The sequence below is a fragment of the Pseudoalteromonas sp. CO109Y genome (assembly GCF_004208935.1).
Taxonomy (GTDB): Bacteria; Pseudomonadota; Gammaproteobacteria; order Enterobacterales; family Alteromonadaceae; genus Pseudoalteromonas; species Pseudoalteromonas shioyasakiensis.
Genome location: NZ_SGPD01000024.1, coordinates 1 through 17,869, shown reverse-complemented (window position 1 = coordinate 17,869; position 17,869 = coordinate 1). Strand labels below are relative to the sequence as shown.

Annotated in this window: 18 protein-coding genes; 7 read left to right on the top strand and 11 right to left on the bottom strand. The window is 41.7% G+C overall.

Annotated features, from left to right (window positions below; all coding sequences use genetic code 11):
- The first annotated feature begins 2 nt into the window (after positions 1 to 2).
- From pdxA to EXT43_RS08740, 5 genes are all read left to right on the top strand, one after another.
- A complete protein-coding gene (pdxA, locus tag EXT43_RS08760; protein ID WP_054562772.1) occupies positions 3 to 995 on the top strand; it encodes a 4-hydroxythreonine-4-phosphate dehydrogenase PdxA in 993 nt (330 codons plus the stop codon).
- On the top strand, positions 992 to 1,798 hold the full coding sequence (gene rsmA, locus EXT43_RS08755; protein ID WP_054550997.1) for a 16S rRNA (adenine(1518)-N(6)/adenine(1519)-N(6))-dimethyltransferase RsmA: 807 nt from the start codon (positions 992 to 994) through the stop codon (positions 1,796 to 1,798). The genes pdxA and rsmA overlap by 4 nt, the downstream gene beginning before the upstream one ends.
- A complete protein-coding gene (apaG, locus tag EXT43_RS08750; RefSeq protein ID WP_054550996.1) occupies positions 1,782 to 2,171 on the top strand; it encodes a Co2+/Mg2+ efflux protein ApaG in 390 nt (129 codons plus the stop codon). Before rsmA ends, apaG begins: the two co-directional genes overlap by 17 nt.
- Before the next feature lie 6 nt (positions 2,172 to 2,177).
- Positions 2,178 to 2,993 (top strand): symmetrical bis(5'-nucleosyl)-tetraphosphatase, encoded by an 816-nt coding sequence (locus tag EXT43_RS08745; protein WP_062566164.1) that lies wholly within the window; start codon positions 2,178 to 2,180, stop codon positions 2,991 to 2,993.
- A 141-nt stretch (positions 2,994 to 3,134) separates the two neighbouring features.
- A complete protein-coding gene (locus EXT43_RS08740) occupies positions 3,135 to 5,150 on the top strand; it encodes a methyl-accepting chemotaxis protein (RefSeq protein WP_063528039.1) in 2,016 nt (671 codons plus the stop codon).
- A 367-nt stretch (positions 5,151 to 5,517) separates the two neighbouring features.
- Here EXT43_RS08740 and EXT43_RS08735 read toward each other — a convergent pair whose 3' ends face one another.
- From EXT43_RS08735 to rplU, 5 genes are all read right to left on the bottom strand, one after another.
- Entirely contained in the window at positions 5,518 to 5,895 is a 378-nt protein-coding gene (locus EXT43_RS08735) for a DUF3718 domain-containing protein (RefSeq protein ID WP_062566166.1), read from the bottom strand.
- Between the two features lie 79 nt (positions 5,896 to 5,974).
- Positions 5,975 to 6,466 (bottom strand): type 3 dihydrofolate reductase, encoded by a 492-nt coding sequence (folA, locus tag EXT43_RS08730; protein WP_054562813.1) that lies wholly within the window; start codon positions 6,464 to 6,466, stop codon positions 5,975 to 5,977.
- Positions 6,467 to 6,533: 67 nt separating this feature from the next.
- The gene (gene cgtA / locus EXT43_RS08725) at positions 6,534 to 7,688 is read right to left on the bottom strand and encodes an Obg family GTPase CgtA (RefSeq protein WP_054551016.1); all 1,155 of its coding nucleotides are present in this window, start codon (positions 7,686 to 7,688) and stop codon (positions 6,534 to 6,536) included.
- A gap of 162 nt (positions 7,689 to 7,850) precedes the next feature.
- The gene (rpmA, locus tag EXT43_RS08720; protein ID WP_054551015.1) at positions 7,851 to 8,108 is read right to left on the bottom strand and encodes a 50S ribosomal protein L27; all 258 of its coding nucleotides are present in this window, start codon (positions 8,106 to 8,108) and stop codon (positions 7,851 to 7,853) included.
- 16 nt (positions 8,109 to 8,124) lie between these two features.
- Positions 8,125 to 8,436: a 50S ribosomal protein L21 gene (gene rplU / locus EXT43_RS08715; protein ID WP_036965957.1), complete on the bottom strand. Its 312-nt coding sequence runs from the start codon at positions 8,434 to 8,436 to the stop codon at positions 8,125 to 8,127.
- Positions 8,437 to 8,846: 410 nt separating this feature from the next.
- Between rplU and ispB the strand changes: the two genes are divergently transcribed.
- Positions 8,847 to 9,818, top strand: coding sequence for an octaprenyl diphosphate synthase (gene ispB, locus EXT43_RS08710; protein ID WP_054562777.1), 972 nt, complete (start codon positions 8,847 to 8,849; stop codon positions 9,816 to 9,818).
- Between the two features lie 90 nt (positions 9,819 to 9,908).
- Here the strand turns inward: ispB and mdh are convergent, their stop codons facing one another.
- Positions 9,909 to 10,844, bottom strand: coding sequence for a malate dehydrogenase (gene mdh / locus EXT43_RS08705; RefSeq protein WP_054562778.1), 936 nt, complete (start codon positions 10,842 to 10,844; stop codon positions 9,909 to 9,911).
- Positions 10,845 to 11,069: 225 nt separating this feature from the next.
- Between mdh and argR the strand changes: the two genes are divergently transcribed.
- The gene (gene argR / locus EXT43_RS08695; protein WP_054551012.1) at positions 11,070 to 11,537 is read left to right on the top strand and encodes a transcriptional regulator ArgR; all 468 of its coding nucleotides are present in this window, start codon (positions 11,070 to 11,072) and stop codon (positions 11,535 to 11,537) included.
- Here argR and EXT43_RS08690 read toward each other — a convergent pair.
- The 5 genes from EXT43_RS08690 to EXT43_RS08670 form a co-directional block, all read right to left on the bottom strand.
- Positions 11,534 to 12,433, bottom strand: a complete 900-nt coding sequence (locus EXT43_RS08690) for a Dyp-type peroxidase (protein ID WP_054562779.1) — start codon at positions 12,431 to 12,433, stop codon at positions 11,534 to 11,536. The two genes, argR and EXT43_RS08690, sit on opposite strands and share 4 nt — an antisense overlap.
- Before the next feature lie 61 nt (positions 12,434 to 12,494).
- Positions 12,495 to 13,538, bottom strand: a complete 1,044-nt coding sequence (locus EXT43_RS08685; protein ID WP_062566168.1) for an ABC transporter ATP-binding protein — start codon at positions 13,536 to 13,538, stop codon at positions 12,495 to 12,497.
- A complete protein-coding gene (locus tag EXT43_RS08680) occupies positions 13,535 to 15,169 on the bottom strand; it encodes an iron ABC transporter permease (protein ID WP_062566169.1) in 1,635 nt (544 codons plus the stop codon). Before EXT43_RS08680 ends, EXT43_RS08685 begins: the two co-directional genes overlap by 4 nt.
- A 77-nt stretch (positions 15,170 to 15,246) precedes the next feature.
- Positions 15,247 to 16,251, bottom strand: a complete 1,005-nt coding sequence (locus EXT43_RS08675; protein ID WP_062566170.1) for a Fe(3+) ABC transporter substrate-binding protein — start codon at positions 16,249 to 16,251, stop codon at positions 15,247 to 15,249.
- Positions 16,252 to 17,036: 785 nt separating this feature from the next.
- Positions 17,037 to 17,696 carry a tRNA-uridine aminocarboxypropyltransferase gene (locus EXT43_RS08670; RefSeq protein WP_062566192.1) on the bottom strand — a complete coding sequence of 220 codons (660 nt, stop codon included), beginning with the start codon at positions 17,694 to 17,696 and terminating at the stop codon, positions 17,037 to 17,039.
- Between the last annotated feature and the right edge of the window lie 173 nt (positions 17,697 to 17,869).

Sequence of the window (17,869 nt, the reverse complement as noted above, 5' to 3'; positions counted from 1 at the left end):
TTATGACCATTAGAATTGCAATTACCCCAGGTGAGCCAGCCGGTATTGGCCCTGATTTACTTATCAAGTTAGCCCAGCACCAGTGGGATGCCCAACTGGTGGTGATTGCTGATGGCGCGCTGTTAAAACAGCGCGCTAAGTTGCTTGGTTTAGATATCAATTTAATTGACTTCGATGACAGCCAAGCACCAAGCATTGCCCCTGCAGGCAGTGTTTACTTACACCAAGTAGATTTAGGCTCTGATGTTGAAGTGGGCGTACTTAATGACGCCAATGGTCAATATGTGCTGGATACACTGCGCATTGCCAGTGAAAAAAATATGGATGGTACCTTTGCCGCTGTTGTTACAGGCCCTGTGCATAAAGGGATTATCAACAAAGCTGGTATCTCATTCAGCGGTCACACTGAGTATTTTGCGCAGCAATCGAATACTGCCGATGTAGTGATGTTGTTAGCTACAGAAGGCTTACGTGTGGCGCTTGTTACAACGCATATACCGCTTGCTTATGTATCGCGCGCAATCACCGTTGAACGTTTAAGTAAAGTTGCCACTATTTTAAACCATGACTTACAAACTAAGTTTGGTATTGAAAAACCGCGTATCCTCGTATGTGGTCTAAACCCACATGCTGGCGAAGATGGTCATTTAGGCACTGAAGAAATTGATACCATAGCGCCAACGTTAGAGCTGTTAAATAATCAAGGCATGAACTTAATTGGACCATTGCCTGCTGATACCTTGTTCCAAGATAAATACCTTTCGCAAGCAGATGCCGTGCTTGCAATGTATCACGATCAGGGATTACCTGTGCTAAAATACAAAGGTTTCGGCAATTCGGTCAACATCACCCTTGGCCTGCCATTTATTCGCACCTCAGTAGATCACGGTACGGCTCTCGATTTAGCCGGCACAGGCACTGCTGATGTAGGTAGTTTTGAATTAGCGATCCGCGAAGCAATTAAGCTCGCCCATGAAAAAGCACAGAATCAATGACAGATAAAGTACATTTAGGACACCGCGCTCGTAAGCGTTTTGGTCAAAACTTTTTAAACGATGACATGATCATCGACAAAATCGTCACGGCTATCGATCCTAAACCTGAAGACAATTTAGTAGAAATCGGCCCGGGTCTTGGTGCAATCACTGAACCAGTCGCTGATTTAAGTGGTCACCTAACGGTTGTTGAGCTAGATAAAGACTTAGCAGAACGTTTAACGAGCCACCCATTCTTAGGGCCAAAGTTAACAGTGCATCAAGGCGATGCAATGAAATTCGATTTTAGCTCTTTGATCAAGTCTGACGAAAAGTTAAAGATTTTTGGTAACTTACCATACAACGTTTCGACTCCGCTGCTATTCCATTTATTTGAGTTCGCAGATAACGTAGAGCACATGCACTTTATGCTGCAAAAAGAAGTGGTCAAACGTATGGTCGCAGGCCCGGGCAGTAAAGCATTTGGTCGCTTAAGCGTGATGACACAATATTACTGTCACGCAATGCCAGTGATTGATGTGCCGCCAGAGTGCTTTAAACCAGCACCTAAAGTAGATTCAGCGGTTATTCGCTTGATCCCTAAAAAGCCTGAGCAACGTTCAGCTAAAAGCACTAAGCTATTAAACACGGTATGTTTAGAAGCCTTTAATCAACGCCGTAAGACTCTGCGTAATAGTTTATCTAACTTACTTACAGCTGAAGAACTAACAAGCATAGGCATTGATATCACTCTGCGTGCTGAAAGCCTGTCTTTACAACAATTTATTGATATAGCTAATTGGATTTATGACAACAAGCAGTAATTTAGGTTCTCCAATTAAGGTGTCGGTTGAGACCTTCTATGTAGAAGGTCAATCAGAGCCTGAACAAGATAAATACGTTTTTGCTTACTCAATCACCATTAAAAACCACAGTTTATGCAGTGCTAAGCTATTGAGTCGTTACTGGTTAATTACCGATGCCAACGGCAAAGAAGTGGAAGTGCAAGGTGAAGGAGTTGTGGGTGAAACACCGACCATTGCCCCAGGTGAAAGCTACAAATACACCAGCGGTGCAGTGCTTGATACCCCTGTTGGGACGATGCAAGGTCATTACACCATGCGTAACGAATTTGGCACTGAGTTTGAAGCGCCAATCGAGGTGTTTCGTTTAGCCCGCCCAAACATTTTGCACTAGGTAATAATGGCTGACTACGCAATTGGTGACTTACAAGGTTGTTACAGTGAATTTGATGCGTTACTAAAACGTGTCAACTTCAACCCAAGCCAAGATCACCTTTACTTAGTTGGCGATATTGTTGCTCGAGGCCCTGATTCACTCGCTTGCCTCGAGCGCCTTCATACTATGCAAGGCAGTGTAACTATTACTCTTGGTAATCATGATTTACACCTAATTGCTTGTCATTATCTAAATAAACCAGCAAATCCAAAAGATAAGCTTGCAGATGTTTTTGACAGCCCAAAGCGCCCTGAATATATTCACTTTTTGCAACAACAGCCATTAGCTATTTGGCTTGAACGCTATGACATGCTGATAAGCCATGCTGGCTTAAACCCAAATTGGTCAATAAAAAAAGCATTAAAACGCGCTCGCTTTGCCGAAAGTTGCTACCAAGGTAATGATGCCCATCATTACTTTGCCAATATGTATGACCCCCACCCATTAGAATGGCAATCAACGCTACCTAACGAGGCTAAATTTCGTTATATCGTTAATTACTTCACACGCATGCGCTTCGTTAATTTGCTTGGTGAACTCGATTTCAGCAATAAAACCAGCATTAGTGAAGATAGCTCAATAATCCCTTGGTTTGAGCATCCGAGTATAAGTAAGCTCAAGCAACAGATCACATTTGGTCATTGGGCTGCTTTAGAAGGTAAAGTTAAAGCCGAAAATATTCATGCCCTCGACACTGGCTGTGTATGGGGAGGCGCGATGACCCTCATGGAACTCAGTCAAAAAGACTGTTTTGTCGAAAAATCCCACTCTTTTATCTAAATAAACTGAAAAATAGCTGAACATCTGTTAGATTTATAACAATTAAAGTTAATTTAATTTAAAGCTAATTAAATTTAAATACTTAACTAATTGGCAACCTTGCCGATAAGTGATGATTAGTACTATTTTCTGGAATTACATATGAACTTGACCGTTAGACAGCGTATTTGGGGTGGCTTTATTGTTATTACGTTACTCCTGCTATTTATTGGTGGTAACTCGTTGATCAGAATTACCAACATTGATCAATCGACACAGCGAGTTAATCAGCTGTCATTACCGGCTCTCGATAAAAGTTATGAATTGCAGGTTGAATTCATCCTGATGAGTAAATCAGCGCAAGCTAGCTTTTACACCACATCACAAGATGAATTAGCAACTATTCGCAAGAACTTTACCGAGCAGAAAAAACGTTACGATAGCTCTTATCAAGACCTACAACAAATAGTGAGTAACGACCCTAAATTAAAACAAAGCAGTCAAGAAGTTGAGCAAACTTATAAGCGCTTTGCCAAGTCTGTCGATAACCTTTTTAAAGATAAACAAACTCAACTTGAACTTAACAATACGCTGCGCACCCAGCTTGAAGATATTGAGATCAGCGCAGAAGATGCTAACTCTGTTGTGCTTGATATAATTGATATTGATGGCCTTGAAGAAAACAATTCACGTGCCTACCAAGCTGCTAACAACATGGAAAACAACTTCCAGTCGGTAGTGACTAACAGTACCGATATGCTAACGGTTAAAACTCTTAACACGTTAGATATCGTTAAAAACGAACAAGTTTATTATCTAGAAGAAGTAGAGCGAAGCCTTGGCCTAATCCGCCCTGCTATCATTGAAAGTAATGCTGATTTATATAACGACCTAAACAGTTATGTTGAAAACCTTGTAAATAACGTACGTGGCAACAACAGCCTATCAGCAAATAAAAAGCGTTTAATTGATGCAATTGCACAAACTCAAGCTGAGCTAGCCAATGCAGAAAAATCAACCACTGAGGCCCTAAAACAACTTAAAGAGCTTGTTGACCAAGCAACGGTACTTGCCTTTGACTTACAGCAAGATGTAAGTGGTAACGTATCTACGGCAACCATCTGGACTTGGATTGCCATGGTTATCGCCACTTTAATTGCAATTGCTGTTGCAGCAATTACTGTTAGCCGTATTACTAAACCACTTTCTGAAGTAAACCGTATCCTTGATATTGTTGCTAGCGGTGATATGACTCAACGCCTAGACGACTCAGCTAAAGACGAATTCGGTGAGTTATCACGTAGTTGTAATACGCTAATCGAAAGTTTACGTACACTTATTCAAGGCATTATCTCTCGCTCAACCCAGCTTGCTGCGGCCTCTGAAGAAACTTCAGCAATCACTGAAGAATCAAGCCAAGCTATTCGTAACCAACAAGCACAAGTTGAACAAGCTGCTACAGCAACCACGGAAATGAGCAGTACATCACAAGCGGTAAGCAGCAGTGCTCAACAGGCACTTAGCGAAATCAAGAACGCTGATAAAGAAGCTGACCGTGTTAAAGGTATTTCTTCGCAAAACAAAGCGACTATCGAACAACTTGCCCGTGAAGTTGATGATGCTTCACAAGTTATCAATAAGCTACACAAAGATAGCGCATCAATTGGTGGCATCTTAGATGTTATTCGTGGCATTGCAGAGCAAACAAACCTACTTGCACTTAATGCAGCCATTGAAGCAGCCCGTGCCGGTGAACAAGGCCGAGGCTTCGCCGTAGTTGCTGACGAAGTGCGCTCTCTAGCGAGCAAGACTCAAGAATCGACCCAAGAGATCCAAGCGATGATTGAATCGCTTCAGGTTGGCGCTGAGGCTGCTGTATCAGCAATGTCGAAAGGTAAACAACAAGCTGAGTCATGTGTTGAGCAATCAGACCTTGCAAATACCGCCCTTGATTCAATCACTGCAGCAGTTGCGCAAGCTCATAACGTAAGTGAAGAGATTTCAACAGCCGCTCATGAGCAACAGCAAGTTTCACAAGAAATTAGCGAACGCTTAGAGTCGATAGTAGCAATTGCTGAACAAACAGCTGAAGGCGCAAACCAAACCAATATTTCAAGTTCAGAAGTTGCTAAATTAGCGGAAGAACTACGTTTATCGGTGGATGCGTTTAAAGTTTAAGAAGCTGTAAACGAGTTACGAGTTACGAGTTACGAGTTACGAGTTACGAGCTACGAGCTACGAGCTACGAGCTACGAGCTACGAGCTACGAGCTACGAGCTACGAGCTACGAGCTAACAAATATATAAGCCGTGTTTGTAAAAGCAAACACGGTTTTTTTCTATCTATTTATATCAATTTGCTTAATTAAATGATCTTTTGAGGTGATTACTCTTAATATTTTCCTGCCTCCCGCACCCATGCAGGCGCATTATTTAATACAAAATAATAACGAATTATTGCGAGTAGGTATGAAGTTAACGAAGCGTTTTTCAGGCATAAAAAAACCGCAACGAGTGCGGTTTCTTAAATTCTATTTGCGTTTCAATTAAAGGCCAGCGCGATCTTTAATAACAGCGATTAGTGGTGAACCACCGTGGCCGTTTGATTCTGCCCATGCGATGTCTGCACCGTCTTCTAAAGAGCTTTTAGATAAGTTCTTAACGATGTATTCACCAGCATCCGCAGCGCCACTTTCAATTGCATGACGAAGCATATTGTTGCCGTTACATTTTACAGCATCAAAGATGTTACGAATTTTCACACGTGAGCTTTTAAGCTTACTACGTAAACGGTTTTTATCATCAGCTGCGATGTACTCACAGATTGAAACCGCTAATTGATCATCAGCTTTTGCTGGTGCTGTATACGCAACTGACGCTGAAACAACAGCCGCTGCAAGTAACATATTTGGTAACTTCATCATATTTTGCCCTTATGTAATACTTTCTTCTTACCAAGATTGTGTAATATTGTACCAACTAATTAATTTTACCGCAATAATGTTACGAGTTTTTGTACAGGGTTACAAAAGTATACGAGTAAGGGTTTTTGTTATCAGGCTGATGCTTTTCTTGCTCGGCAACTGTCCAATTAGCAACACTTTCGTAATCTGGGAACTGCGTATCACCGGCCACTTCAAGGTCGATGAATGTTAAGTATAGACGATCTGCTTGAGATAGAAATTGTTCGTATATATTTCCGCCACCTATAATCATTACTTCTTCAACATCAGCAACCAATTCCAGTGCAGCCTCTGGTGAAGTAACCACCTCAATACCTTCAGCTGTGTAATCAGCATTACGCGTGATAATAATATTTTGACGACCCGGTAAAGGCCGACCTATTGATTCAAATGTTTTACGGCCCATGATCACAGGCTTTGCCATGGTTACTTTTTTAAAGTGTTGCAGATCGGCGGGTAAATGCCATGGCATTTGGTTGTCTTGGCCAATTACTCTGTTATTTGCCATAGCAGCAATCATTGAAATTTTCACACTAAACCTTAATACTTTTTTCTTATTAATAAAAAAGGAGCGCATGGCTCCTTTTCAGTTTTAAATTTTATCGTTGGTAGATAACTTCTACATCGTAGTCATCATCATCCCAGTCGTCATCCCAATCATCATCGTCTTGAGATGTTGCTTTCTGATGATAAGTATCCCACTTAAATTCAACTTCTTCTTTCTCTTCTTCAGCGAATTTCTCTTTCGGCATACTATCAAGTAGCGCCATAATGTCGTGACATAGTGCTTGGGTATTTTGCTTATTTGCAGCAGAGATACGGTAAACATTAACCTCTTCACCTAGCTCTTCGGCAATTTCATTACACAGCGCTTCAGCTTCATCTTCTGGTAATAGGTCAATTTTGTTAAATACTAACCAGCGCGGCTTTTCAGCAAGCTTAGGACTATATTGGTGTAGCTCATTAATAATCGCAAAGGCATTATCAACTGGATTTGTGCCATCAACAGGCATAACATCAATGATATGCAGTAATACACGACAACGCTCTAAGTGCTTTAAGAAGCGAATACCAAGGCCTGCGCCATCCGAAGCCCCTTCGATTAGACCTGGGATATCAGCAATTACAAATGACTTATTCGCATCTGGGCGTACTACACCAAGATTAGGAATAAGCGTCGTAAACGGGTAATCTGCCACTTTTGGTTTAGCTGCAGAAACACTGCGGATAAACGTTGATTTACCAGCATTTGGTAAACCAAGTAAGCCAACATCAGCAAGTAGCATTAGCTCTAAGCGTAAGCTGCGAACTTCACCAGGTGTACCTAGTGTTTTTTGACGTGGCGCACGGTTTGTACTTGATTTAAAACGTGCGTTCCCCAAGCCATGGAAACCACCTTTTGCAACAACAACCTTTTGACCATGCTTAGTCAGATCACCTAATGACTCTTCAGTATCAACATCAATGATACGTGTACCAACAGGTACTTTAAGCGTTAAATCTGCGCCTTTTTTACCAGTCATGTTACGGCTTTGACCATTTGTGCCGCGCTCTGCTTTATGAAAACGCTCAAATTGGTAATCAATTAACGTATTTAAGTTTTCATCGGCTTGTAGATAAACGCTGCCGCCATCGCCGCCGTCGCCGCCATCAGGACCGCCATCTGGTACATATTTTTCACGTCGGAAAGATACGACACCGCTGCCGCCATCACCCGCGTCACAACGAATTTCTACTTCATCTACAAACTTCATGATTACTCACTTTAAGATTGGCTTGTTAATAACTCTATTATATACCTAAGTGCCCTATTCAGCACCCAATGCCAAGGCGCTTAGGTATATATTTATACGCACTATTATGTGCCTTAAAACAAAAAACCCCGCAAAGGCGGGGTTTTTCAAATATCGAGATGATTACTCAGCTACGATATTTACGTATTTACGGTTTAAAGGACCTTTCTGTTCGAATTGAACTTTACCATCTGCTTTTGCGAAGATAGTGTGGTCTTTACCGATACCTACGTTTGCGCCAGCGTGGAAACGAGTACCACGTTGACGAACAATGATGCTACCCGCTAGAACTGATTCGCCACCAAAACGCTTAACACCTAGGCGTTTGCTTTCTGAATCGCGACCGTTACGAGTACTACCAGCTGCTTTTTTATGTGCCATTTCTCAGTACCTCTAATTAAGCGCTAATGCCAGTGATTTTAACTTCAGTGAACCATTGACGATGGCCCATTTGCTTACGAGAATGCTTACGACGTCTAAATTTAACAATCTTAACTTTCTCACCGCGACCGTGTGAAACAACCTCAGCTGTTACTTTACCACCGTTTACGAACGGTACACCGATCTCGATTTTCTCACCATCAGCAACTAAAAGTACTGAATCAAATTCAACTGCTGCACCAGTTTCAACGTCTAATTTCTCAAGACGAATTGTTTGACCTTCAGTCACACGGTGCTGTTTACCACCACTTTGGAAAACCGCGTACATAATTAACTCCGTCTGTGCGCCCTCAAATCGACGCAACTAAAATATTCTTCAATAGGGCGCGAAGTTTACGCTAATGTGCAAAAACTAGCAAGCCTCTTTTTCGATAAAATGAATAAAAAATAGCTGCATTGAGAGCAATTCAATATTTTCCCCTATTCTATCCTAAAAACACCACATGCCAAGCGGTTTTTACGATCTCATGACAATTAAATTACGCTAATAATACGCACCTTGAAAATTCAAAAAGCTGATCACTTATTAATCAAGGTTATAAATTTATCTTGGCAAAATTGATCTCAAATAAAAAACTTTACAGTGTTTTTTTACTGAATCATCACAAAATATCGAGCAAGCGCTTTTTTTGTTGTACAATCAGCCCCGTATACCCATAAATATTGGCTCGGAGATCAATGGATATAAAAGCTATCCAGACGTTAATCGAAAATGAAATGGATGACGTCAATCAACTTATACATGCCCAAATGCGCTCAGATGTCGCATTGGTTAACCAACTCGGTTTATACATAGTAAACAGTGGCGGTAAACGCGTTCGTCCTATGTTGGCCATTTTAGCGGCAAAAGCACTTGGTTATGAGGGCAAAGACCATATTACGCTTGCCACTATCATCGAATTTATTCATACCGCAACTTTATTGCATGACGACGTTGTCGACGAGTCACATTTGCGCCGTGGTACGCCTACAGCCAACGCAGAGTTTGGTAATGCAGCGAGCGTTTTGGTGGGTGACTTTATCTATACACGTTCATTTCAGCTTATGGTTGGCCTAGGTAAAATGCCAATCATGCAAATTTTAGCTGATGCAACCAATGTTATCGCTGAAGGTGAAGTATTACAGCTAATGAATTGTAATGACCCTGACACGACAGAACAAAGCTATATGCAGGTTATTTACAGCAAAACGGCAAAATTGTTCGAAGCTGCAACCGGCCTTGCTGCAATTATTACCGAGCAAGACGAACAAACCCTTGAAGCATTAAACTTATACGGTATGCATCTTGGCACTGCATTCCAATTAGTGGATGATGTTCTTGATTACAACGCTGATGCCGAGCAACTTGGTAAAAACATTGGCGATGATTTAGCTGAAGGTAAACCTACCCTACCGCTTATCTACGCAATGCAAAAAGGCACACCAGAGCAAGTTAAGCTAGTACGCGAAGCAATTGAGCTTGGTAATGGTATGGACCACTTAGAGAGCATTCTAGCGGCATTAGCTGACACTAAGGCTCTTGAGTTTGCAATGCAAAAAGCTGAGCAAGAAGCTGACAAAGCAATTGCTTGTATTGCGTTCTTACCAGATACACCGTACAAACAAGCACTAGAGAGTTTGGCCCGTATCGCCGTTGCCCGCGATCACTAAACGCTATTTATTCGAGCCATTAAAAAAGCCTGCATTTGCAGGCTTTTTTGTTTTTCGGCGATTTAAAAAATCGCCTATCATCTGTCGGAATTAACCGTTGATGAAATCAACACCTTCCTGGATGTCTTTGTTAAGTGTAGCTAGCATGTCGTTTTTAGCTTGCTCTTCGAATGCACTTAACTCACCGTAAGAAAGGATTTCTTCAACGCCGTTTTTACCTAGACGAACTGGGTGTGCGAAGTATGCTGCGTCACCGTTTTCAACTGCAACGTATGCGTAATCAACTACTTCTTCACCTTGTAAGCCTTTAACTAAAGACATACAGAAGCGTGCTGCTGCAGCACCCATAGAAAGAGTCGCTGAACCGCCACCCGCTTTAGCGTTAACAACTTCAGTACCTGCGTTTTGGATACGTGGAGTTAATGCCGCAACTTCTTCGTCAGTGAAAGTAACACCTTCAACTTGAGATAGAAGAGGAAGGATTGTAGTACCTGAGTGACCGCCGATCACTGGAACTTTAACGTCAGTTGCGCTTAAACCTTTAAGTTCAGCAACAAATGCTTCTGAACGGATCACGTCAAGCGTTGTGATACCGAATACACGGTTAGCATCGTAAGTACCCGCTTTTTTGAATACTTCAGCAACGATTGGCACTGTGCCGTTTACTGGGTTAGTGATGATACCTACTAACGCTTTAGGACAGTTTTTAACGATGCCTTCAGCTAATGTTTTGATGATACCTGCGTTTACGTTGAAAAGGTCCGCACGGTCCATGCCTGGCTTACGTGGCATACCCGCTGGGATAAGAACGATATCACAACCAGCTAATGCTGCGTCTAGGCTGTCAGCACCAAAGCCTTCAACTTTAACGTCTGTTGGGATGTGAGAAAGATCAACCGCTACACCAGGAACAACAGGGGCAACATCGTATAACGATAATTCAGAACCTGCAGGTAAACTTGTTTTTAATAATAAAGACAATGCTTGGCCGATACCGCCAGCTGCGCCTAAAACAGCAACTTTCATTGGAATTCTCCGTAATTTGAGGTAGGAAATATTTGTGGCCCTAAAGATAATGAAATTAGCGACTAAAAACAAATTTATCCTGCTTATTTCGCGTATAATTTCGACCATAGTTGTAAACTTGCCTGTAAAGACACAGCATTTTGGACGACTTTGTAAACTAATACTGCATAAATATGCAGAGTTGTGTAGAATTACCCTACATTTTATGAATAAAGAAACGGCAACATGCAACCACAAGACAAACAAGAAGCACTGATCAAAGCGTTTAAAGCGCTATTAAAAGAAGAAAACTTCGGCTCACAAGGTGAGATTGTCGAAGCATTAAAAGAGCAAGGCTTTGATAATATTAGTCAAAGTAAAGTCTCTCGCATGTTAAGCAAGTTCGGTGCAGTACGTACTCGTAATGCAAAACAAGAAATGGTCTATTGTTTACCGGCTGAAATGGGTGTGCCAACAGCGAAAAGCCCACTGCGTCAGCTTGTTATTGATATTATGCATAACGAAATGATGATTATTATTCGCACCAGTCCAGGCGCAGCACAATTAATTGCTCGTTTACTTGATTCACTCGGTAAGGCGGATGGTGTACTCGGTACCATTGCAGGCGACGACACTATTTTTATCGCCCCTGCGAAGATTTCTGAAATCGATGTGACGCTTGATCGCGTGCGCACTTTATTTGATACCGTTTAAAGTTGCTTTAAGAAGTTTACTGACGGGGCGAAAAACGCAGATCCCATATCGGCTTGAGTAAAATCGAGCCAATGATCATAGCAATCGCCCTGCCCCAAACGACTCTTTAATACCTGCTCAAACGCATCCCCTTGCGCAGCACACGAAACCATTAAAATTCCCTGCTTATGCACATCACCAAATGGCATGCTTTGGTTTAGCAATAGTGGCTGGCCATGCTCATCTTTTAATTCACTACGAACCGCATGACTGGTTTCTACAGCAGGCACAATCAAGGTGTTATCTAGACGCGTGCGCCCCATGATTTGCTCTTGTTCAGACAACGATAAATGCTGCCAGACACTCAAATCATGCACAAAGCGCTGAACATGAATATAACTGCCTTGGTCTTCAAAGTGACCCGGTTTATCGATAAGTGCTGTACTACGCTTTTGACGGCCATGAGGTGTATCGCCTGCATAAATAAAGCCGTTAAAATCACGTCCATCTAAAAACCGAAAATTACGGACCTGCTCCACCAGCTCAACATCCGGTGTTAATAATTTTAGAATTTGCAGAGCAAATAGATGATTTACATCTTCACGGTCTGAGCGAATTTGCACAAACAAGTCAAATGGCTGAGCACTAATCACATGCTCACTATGGGTCACATTCGGAAAGCTTTGCAATTGACTAGGGATAAACTCGGGCAAAATATGCGGCCAATACTGAGCACCAAGGGCAACCACACACGATAGCATGGCTTCTGAGAACTGATCAGCAAACTCATCTTGAATTACGCTAACGCGTTTTAGTTTTTTACGTAATGACTCATCATGGCCATCGTAAACATTAAAAAACAGGTGCAAACCATGTAAGTTTGCTTCAGCACAAATCCCAGATTGCGCTTGCGCCATAGTGAATCCTTAGCTTCTCGTTATTTGCACAAAGCCAAGGATTCAAGATTGTTATTTATTACTAATCATGAAAAAAATTGACTGTGTGCGGCATTATTTTTATTTTTACAGGCTGCTCAACAGCTAACACGCGGTCTTGCTCTGCAGCAACTTCACACTCTTGCCCTGCAATATTGATTCGATATACATAACGCGTACCGATAAAGCGCCTGTGCAAGATAGTTAAACTGTTTGCGTCACTGTGCGCAGCTTCACACAACTGAATATGATGTGGTCTTATATACACTTGACCTTGCTGACAATCTGCATTGTTCGGTGTCAATGAGTGAATCACACCAAACGCCGTCTCATATTCAGTTGGCGTTAATACTTTTGCCGTTAAGTATATGCCCGTACCAAGAAACTCTGCAACCACCTTTGAGTTAGGTTGGCTAAATAACTGCTCAGGAGAGCCTTGTTGGGCGATTTTTCCACCATGCATAACCGCAAGCGTGTCGGCAAACGCGAAAGCTTCTTCCTTCGAGTGGGTAACAAATACCGCAGAAACCTGCTGAGCTTTAATAATGCGACGTATATCGGCAATAAGCTCAAAACGCACTTGTGTATCAATATTCGAGAATGGCTCATCAAGTAATAATAAACTTGGTTTGTAAGCAAGTGCACGGGCTATTGCCACTCGTTGCTGCTGTCCACCAGAAAGCTGATGCGGATATCGCTTTGCACAACCATCGAGTTTAACAAGGCTAAGCATTTCATCTACACGCTCGCGCTTTTGCGCTTTACTCATATTGCTTAGCCCAAACGCAATGTTGTCGCTTACCGTTAAATGAGGAAACAACGCATAGTCTTGGAACATCATGCCAATATTACGTTTTTCCGGTGCAACAAACAGTCCACTATCGTTGACCACTTTTGAATCAATACTCATATAGCCTTGCTCAGGCTGTAAAATTCCGGCAATTGCCTTTAAAGTGGTGGTTTTGCCGCAGCCACTTGCGCCAAGCAAACAGACGATTTCATCTTGTTCTACATTGAGGTTTAGTTCACTCAACACCTGAGTCGCATTGTACTGATAAGCTAAGTCTTTAATTATCAAATGACTCATGAGTGATTTTGCTCCATCGAACGATTAACGAAATACAAAGGGATTAACCCAACTAACACGATAAACAAGGCTGAAATTGACGCAAGCTCCAATTGCTCATCACTAACATATTGAAAAACATGAGTTGCCAGGGTTTCAAAATTAAAAGGTCTGAGTAATAAAGCCGCAGGTAACTCTTTCATGCACTCAATAAACACTAACAAGCCAGCTGTTAGAATGCCGCGCTTTAACAGTGGTAAATGTACTCGCCACAAGGTTTGTAAGGGCCCTTTGCCCATTGATTGGCTAGCCATATCTAATGAAGGGCTAATACGTAAAAAACTGCTTTCAAGCGCGCCATGCGCAATCGCATAAAAACGTACAACATAAGCAAAAATCATCGCAAATAAAGTGCCGCTCAGAAGTAACCCTGGTGATAAACCAAAAGGCTCAAGCCAATTGTTTAATGCATCATCTAACTGAGTTAATGGGAGCAATACGGCAATAGCTAACACAGTACCAGGTAAGGCGTAGCCAGTACTTGCTAAACGTCCTGGGATCAAAGGGTAAGCTTGTTTCGCAATGCGTTGATAAAACAATACCAATAAGCTCAATAGGATAGTTGCAATACTCACCACAATAGCCACTTTGAAGCTTTGCCAAGCGTAATTAAAGAATGCCCCATTCCATGCTTCATCTGCATAAACAATGGCGTATTTAACTAACACCCCAACCGGCAGGATAAAAGCCAGTATTAGCACAACGGTACAAGCCAAGCTTGCAGCCCACGCCGCACCGCCTTTTAAGCGATACAAGGTTGCGCTGTTTACGCTTGACTGACGTTCATACACGGCTTGATTACGACGACTAAAGCGTTCAACCATGATGGTTAAAAACAAAATCAGTAACATAATGCCTGAGATTTTCGCCGCAGCAGTTAATGAGTAATAGCCAAGCCACGTATCGTATACAGCGGTAGTGAGCGTACTTACAGCAAAGTAATTGACGGTAGCAAAATCAGCCATAGCTTCCATACTGATTAATGTAACCCCTGCCACAATCGCCCCACGACCAAGAGGCAAACTAACGCGTAAAAAGCTTTGTAATGGTGATAGACCCATCAGCTGACTAGCTTGTACTAGTTTAAAAGACTGCTCTCTGAGTGCCGTTTTAAAAATAAGGAATAAGTAAGGATAGAGTACCAAGGCAATCATAATAATAGCCCCAGTTAATGTACGAATATCAAAAAACCAGTAATCGTCTGGTGATTGCCAACCAAACCAGTCTCTAAGGGTGATTTGTACTGGCCCTGCGTAATCAAGTAAGTCGGTATACACATAGGCGATGAGATAAGTTGGCATTGCTAATGGCAGCATTAATGCCCATTCAAATTGCTTACGCCCAGGAAACTCGCAATATGCGGTTAGCCAAGCTAGCGGCAATGCAATTACACAACTTAACAGCCCTACCCCTGCAATGAGTATGAGTGTATTACGGGTATAATCCCACAGCACAGTATCGAAAAGGTGCTGAAATACATCTGAATCTCCTTGCAGAGATTCAAATAATAAAAAGCCTAATGGCGTAACAAGCAACAGGCCAATAAGCCAGGCTATAAGCTGCCAACGCGACAGCGAAAACTTCACATGCATAAGTGGATTAATACCAGATAAAATAAAAGCTGTTAAAAAACAGCTTTTATAAAAATGTGTTACGAGAAATATCCTCGTTATAAATCAAACTTTACTTCGTCAATCAGCTTCAGTGCCACAGGGCGATATTTGCTGATCTCATCAAGAGGAAGGCTATCTTCTTTAAACTCCCCCCATGATGCAACCATCTCAGATAATGCAACCCCTTGCTTTACAGGGTATTCCATATTAACTGAAGCATACATATTTTGCGCCTTATTGTCGGTCATATACTCAACCAGTTTCAAGGCATTTTCAGGGTTTTTAGCATAACGGGTCATAACAACGCCCGATACATTGATATGAGAGCCACGGTTTGTTTGGTTAGGGAAGTTAATATAAACCGCTTCAGCCCATGATTTTTGCTGCTCATCTTGCATCATTTTGCCAAAATAATAGCTGTTGCCTAACGCCAGATCGCATAAACCTTCTTTTACGGCTTTGACTTGCGCTCTGTCATTACCTTGCGGCTTACGTGCTAAATTGGCTTTTACGCCCTCAAGCCATTGCTTAGTTTTTGCTTCGCCATGGTGAGCAACCATAGAAGCAACTAAACCTAAATTGTAAGGGTGTTTACCAGATCGAGTGCAGATCTTACCTTTGTATTTTGGGTCTGCTAAATCTTCGTAAGTTAATTCAGCAAGTGCACCAACACGCTCTTTTGCAGAGTAAACATTACGTACACGTTTAGTAAGTGCTATCCATTGACCGTCGCCATCGCGAAAAGTGCTTGGCACATTCGCATTAACCACATCACTATTAATTGATTGCGTTAAGCCTAAGTCCTCTAATTGAATCAGCGCACTAAAATTAGAGGTTAATACTAAATCAGCCTTACTGTGCTTACCTTCACGCTTTACACGTTCAATTAACCCTTTTTTGGCAAAAACCACGTTAGTTTTAATACCTGTTTGCTTAGTGAAATCATCCAAAATAGGCTGAATTAAGAATGGTTGACGAAACGAGTAAATATTTACTACATCTGCAGCAAATGTAGGCGCGCTTAATAATGCGCTAAGTAATACTAAGGCTGTTTTCTTCATTTTATAGCACCTAAATAGTAACAATTATCAAAATATTTTACCTAGAGTTAGGGCAAAGTGCACCCGTTTAAACTTATATTTCAATCAACCTAACTGCCATTTAGGAATTTACATGTAAGACATATCTCACCCACATGGCAGTTATTGAGTAAAAACCACCAGCAAACACTGCACAAAACAAGATAAACATTTGAAATATAACAACATACTTTAAATGACAATAAAATAACCAGCAGATTAAGTAAGATTTTGACCTACTCAGCTTTGCCCATTTCTCTATAATTACTTACATCAACTAAGCAAGAAGCTTAATGAGTAGATGGATAAGGAAGCATTACTCATAATACCGCGGAATAAGGTTCATTAGGAGAATAAGGAATCAAGGACAGGCTCAGGAAGAGTAACGCAATGGAGTGACAACCTACGGACAACATCAGGATGATGTGGAATGGCATGACAACAGGACGTTGTTATACAGGAAGTTCAAAAAGTGGAATAAAGGACAGGCCGTTAGGGCATCGCAACGGATTTGCAAATAAAGGGATAGTGTCAGGATGGCACGTAAGGGAGTGGTAAAGTATTTACCAGCAAGGATGTAAAGGACTGACAAGGAAACAAGGCGGGATTGCCTTATATTACACAGAACCAATAAGTAAAGTGTAATAGCATGGATTGGCAAAGTTTAGGGAGTTGATTAGATTCAATTGCAGGATGCAAAAAATTAAGAAGATTCCGCAAGCGCGACTAGAGATAGTACGCGCTTTTCTTTTGCCTACAATAAATTATTACTCCGGTCGTCCCTTATTACGCTTACCTAGCAGATAGGCATCTCTAAACTTAATAAAATGTTGCTCAAGCTTTTGTGTAGCATCTTTCTCACCCGCAAGGGCAAGTACCATAATAGCCACCTCAGCGGTGCCTAGCTGATGCTCATGCGGGGCAACACGTAATCGATAATCAGATAGCTTTTCAGGCGTAATTGAAAGCACAGGAAAATTATCTAGATAAGGGCTTTTACGGATCATTTTCTTTGCTTCGCGCCAAGTCCCATCTAAAAAGATAAACAATGGACGCTTACCTTCAACAGAAGTTACTTCGGTGATCACGCGCTCTTCATCATCAACATCGCTGGCAGGAAAAATAACCATAGGCTGATACTGAGGATCTGCCAACAAGCTTAATAAGGCGTCATCTGGATTTGTTCTATCCCACTTAAAGGCATGGTTATCTGGCACGATTTCAGCAATTAAACGACCAGTATTTGACGGCTTAAAACTCTCATTATGGTACATAAGTAAACAGACCGCGGCATCACACTGAGCTTGCTCAACGCCTTCACAAATACAATAGTGTTCCGCTAATAAACAACGCTCACAACGCGTTAGCTTTGCTCCTCGCGCTTTGAATTCACGACGAGACTCAGTCATTTGCTGAGCACGAAGCATTAACACTGAATTATTTGAGATAGTAGCCACTGTATTTACCAGATAATTAAACGGCGCGTATTGTAGCTAAAAATATGGGGAATAGATATTGATCTAAGTGGTTAGTGGTTAGTGGTTAGTGGTTAGTGGTTAGTGGTTAGTGGTTAGTGGTTAGTGGTTAGTGGTTAGTGGTT